The sequence below is a fragment of the Stenotrophomonas sp. P5_A8 genome (genome assembly GCF_056400545.1).
Map to the genome: position 1 here is coordinate 1 of NZ_JBFULB010000313.1, position 4,461 is coordinate 4,461.

The 4,461-nt window shown below is 67.6% G+C and carries 3 protein-coding genes; 2 read left to right on the plus strand and 1 reads right to left on the minus strand.

Annotation, left to right across the window (positions count from 1 at the left end):
- Nucleotides 1-44 precede the first annotated feature (44 nt).
- Nucleotides 45-1,265, plus strand: a complete 1,221-nt coding sequence (locus AC1DQP_RS17005; protein WP_457318819.1) for a multifunctional CCA addition/repair protein — start codon at nucleotides 45-47, stop codon at nucleotides 1,263-1,265.
- 234 nt (nucleotides 1,266-1,499) lie between these two features.
- A complete protein-coding gene (locus tag AC1DQP_RS17010) occupies nucleotides 1,500-3,569 on the plus strand; it encodes a TerD family protein (RefSeq protein WP_457318821.1) in 2,070 nt (689 codons plus the stop codon).
- Nucleotides 3,570-3,584: 15 nt separating this feature from the next.
- On the opposite strand, the gene AC1DQP_RS17015 is transcribed toward AC1DQP_RS17010, so the two are convergent.
- A partial coding sequence (locus tag AC1DQP_RS17015) for an autotransporter domain-containing protein (RefSeq protein WP_478052062.1) occupies nucleotides 3,585-4,461 on the minus strand: 877 nt, incomplete at its 5' end.

The following is a 4,461-nucleotide window of genomic DNA, read 5'->3' on the forward strand; positions in this document are numbered from 1 at the left end:
CCACCGGTTGGCGTCGCGTTGGCCCACTGCGGCATCATGGGCACATGAAGATCTATCTTGTTGGCGGCGCCGTGCGCGACCGCATGCTGCAACGCGCCCCCGGCGACCGCGACTGGGTCGTGGTCGGCGCTTCGCAGGCGCAGATGGAAGCACTGGGCTACAAGGCGGTCGGCCGCGATTTCCCGGTGTTCCTGCATCCGGACACCGGCGAGGAATACGCACTGGCACGCACCGAGCGCAAGTCCGGCCGCGGCTACCGCGGCTTCGTGGTCGATGCCGACCCGTCGGTGACGCTCGAAGACGACCTGCTGCGCCGCGACTTCACCATCAACGCGATCGCCTGCGACGAGGCCACCGGTACGGTGGTGGACCCGTATGGCGGCGTGCGCGATATCGAACAACGCGTGCTGCGTCATGTCGGCCCGGCCTTCGTCGAAGACCCGCTGCGGGTGCTGCGTGCGGCGCGCTTCATGGCCCGCTTCGCCCCGCTCGGCTTCACCGTCGCCCCGGAAACCCTGGACCTGATGCGCCAGATCGCCGACAGCGGTGAACTGGATGCGCTGGTCCCCGAACGCGTCTGGCAGGAACTGCGCCGCGCGCTCACCTGCGCCCAGCCCTCGGCCTTCCTGCGCACGCTGCACGACGCCAGCGCGCTGCGTGCGATCCTGCCCGAGCTGGACGCGCTGTACGGCGTCCCGCAACGGGCCGAGTTTCATCCCGAAGTGGATACCGGCGTGCACCAGGAAATGGTCAGCGACATGGCTGCCCGCCTCGCGCCGGGCGATGACCTGATCGGCTTCGCCGCGCTTACCCACGACCTCGGCAAGGGCCTGACCCCGCCGTCGGAATGGCCGCGCCACATCATGCACGAGCAGCGCGGCGTGGCCCCGCTGCGTGCCCTGTGTGACCGCCTGAAGGTACCGCTGGACCACCGCCAGCTGGCCGAAGCCGTGTGCCGGGACCATCTCAATGTGCACCGCATCGATGAACTGCGCGATGCCACCGTGCTGGAACTGCTGAGCCGGTGCGACGGCTTCCGCCGTCCGGAGCGCATCGCGCAGATCGCGCTGTGCTGCGAGGCGGACAAGCGCGGCCGGCTCGGCTTCGAGGACAGCGACTACCCGCAGGGTGCAACGCTCAACCGGTTGCACCAGGCTGCCTTGACGGTCCAAGCGCGCGACCTGGACTTGACCCATCTGAGGGGCCCGGCGGTGGGTGAGGCGTTGGCGAGGGCGCGTACACAGGCGATTGGCGCGTTGCGCTGATCGCTTCAACGGACAGGTGCGTGAGGATTCCATCTGCGATCCTCCCCCGCCCCTCTGCCGGATCACGCGCGGGGCGGTCCGTCGGGCGGAGGTCAGGCACATTGAAGCGCGCCGCGGTTACTGGGTAAGCTTGCGACGGGGCGGCTATGAGGGTGCTTCCTTCTACACTTCGAACTAGTGCCTTCGCTTTCCGCCCCACCTCTTTTCCTGCCGCCACGCATCCCACGGTAAGCCATGAACCCGATGCTGTTGCGGCGCAGATCCAAGGTCATCCTAAGCGCGGGACGCGAGCGCCAGCCGCTTGAGGTGGTCGCCACGCTGCAGAAAAACCTGGAAGCCCTCGGCTTCCAGATGTCGCCTTCGCTGTGCGAGCAGGTGGCCACGTTGTCGCTGACCCAGGTGGAGGCGTTTTACAAGCGCCTGATCCGCGCCTTGCGCGAGATGCTGGGCGCGCATCGGAATTACGCGCCGCTGTACCCGGACTTCCCGGCACAGATGATGCGCGCCAGCGATGCCGAACGGTACTGGAACGCGTATCTGCACTATCGCGGCCAGCTCGATCGCTTGGGCGAGGCCACGCCGCGACCGCCCCGGCAGGACGTGCCCAACTGGCGCGTGCTCGAGCTGGGCACACAGGACGAGGTGGATGCGCTGTTTGTGGCGCTTGCCGCCGCGCGTACGCCGTACTCCCCGGAAGACAGCGCCGATGTGCGCTGGTACGTGGCGCAGCATCGCGAGCGCGCGTTGTCGCTGCTTCCCGAGACACTTCCCTGCAAGGAGAACCTGGCCGTGGTCGTGGCCGCGCTGCTTGCCGATGAAGGCACGGCCGATCCGCGCGTCCTCGCCCTGGGCCGTCATGTGCGCACCGCCACCGATGTGCTGCGCATCGCCGTAGCGCTGGACGACGGCGACGTATCGCTGGCCACGCCCACCCGCTTCGGGCGCTACCGGCGTCCTTTGCGCCGTGCGCTGCTCAACTGGTTGGAGAAAATGCCCAACCGCCTGGAAGACCTGCAGCGCTGGACGCCGCGCTGGGTGCGCCTGGCCGAGCGCCTGCACCCTGGCGAACATGCCGCGCGGTTCCCGGGCACCGCCGCCGACTTCGCCCGGCTGCGCGCTGGGCAGCGCCTGCGTGGTTTCAACGCGCAGGTGGAATGCGCCCTGGCCGATGACGATATCGGCACCGCACTGGCGGTACTGCGCGCACGGCCGGGTGAACTGGCACGGCGACTGGACGCGCTCGCCCGGCGCAGCCACAACGTACAGGACGTGGTGGACACGTTCGCACAGGTGGCGGCCTCGGTGTCCACCCCGGTGCTACTGCAGGTGATGACCCACTTCCAGCACCGCGCGGCACCCCGCGGTCTGCGCGTCTTCCTGCCCAAGGGCCAGGTCGGCAAGCTGTACGCGATCCCCGATCGCCTTGTCCCACTCGATGCCGATCTCTGCGCGGCGCTGGCCCTGCGCTGCGAACAAGCATTGCTCGCCCGCTTCGCCGCGTTGCCGCCCCTGGGCGCCAGTTACATCGACCCGGCCTTGTCGCGCTACCTGGTGCCGTTCTCGCAACGCTCGGCATCCAAGGCATTGCGTACGCTGGTGCGCGGCAGCCGCGTGCCCCTGTCGGACGCCAACACCCTGCGCATGTTCTGCTGGTGGCGCAATGGGAAATCCCGCGTGGATATCGATCTGTCGGCCGCCATCTACGGCGAGGACGTTCAGTACATCGATACGTTGGCCTATTACAACCTGGCCACCTTCGGCGCCCATCACAGCGGCGACATCGTCGATGCGCCGCAGGGTGCGAGCGAGTTCATCGATATCGATATCGATCACTGCCGGGAGCGTGGCATCCGCTGGATCGTGATGTGCCTGAGCAGCTTCAGCGGCCAGGCGTACTGCGATCTGCCCGAGTGCTTCGCCGGCTGGATGGCGCGCACCGCGCCGGATTCAGGCGAGATCTATGAGCCCGGCACCGTGGTGGATCGGTTCGACCTGGCCTCGGACACCACCTTCTGCTTGCCGATCGCCTTCGACCTGGTGGAACGCCAGGCGCTGTGGCTGGACATCGGACTCACCAGCACGCCGCGATTTGCCGTCAACGTGGCCAACAACCTTGCCGGCGTGTCGCTGATGCTGCGTGCGATATCGTCACTGCCCAAGACCACCCTGCACACGTTGTTCGACCTGCATGTGCGCGCACGCGGACACAGGGTAAGCGCACCGGATCAGGCAGCAACCGTCTTCGCGGTCGATCAGGGCATTACCCCGACCGACCTGCCAAGAATCAGCGCCGAGTTCCTGTAACACTGCCCACTGCTGTCACCAGTCAAACCGCAGCCCGATATTCCCTTCGATCACCTTGCGTTCCTTGCGTGCGCTGCTTTCCAGGTCACGTGTGTAATCGGCCACCGCAAACGCGCTGACGTTGGCGTTGAAACGCGCCACCACGCCCACGCCCACTTCCAGCGCACGCGCATCCTGCTGGTTGAGGATGCGGTTGCTGTCGAAATCGATGCGGTCTTCGCCGTCCAGGGTCTGCCAGTAATTGAGCTTGATGTACGGCTGCCAGCCGTTGCCGGCGATGTCGTAGTCGGCAGCCAGGCGCAGGCCGACGCGTCCGGTCCAGGCGTTGTCGTTGTCAAAGCGCAGCGCGGACACCGCGTCGCCGGCATCATCCACCGACGTGCGCTGCCAGATCACCTGCAGCTGGGGTTCCAGCCACCACGCACTCTGCCCGAAGCGCAGCAGCGGCTTGCCCACTTCCAGCGAGGCGGTGGTGCCATCGCCGCGCACGTCGATGCCCAGCCCGCGCGAGGACGTTGCGTCGCCGTCGTATCGGCTCTGCATCACTACCGCGTCCAGGTAGCCACCGGCACTGCCGGCGCGGGTCCAGTACACGCCCACGTGTTTGTCATCCAGCCGCGTCCGGCCCACCGCGACGTTTTCCCAGCCGATCGCAAAACCGGTCACGTTGCCCTGCGCACGGGTGCGCCCGACAAACACGCCGAACTGGTCGCGGTGGGTGTCGGCCGCGTTGGCGTACAGGTCCAAGCCGGCCTGGATGCCCTGGATGTCGCCGTCGAAGCCGGGCTGCGCGTCGCCGTCCCACTGCTGTTCGTGGCTCTGCCCCACCAGCCGCGCCCAAGCCGCGCGCACGCCACCCTGCCCGGCCAGCAGACGCTGCTCGCCCTGGCGT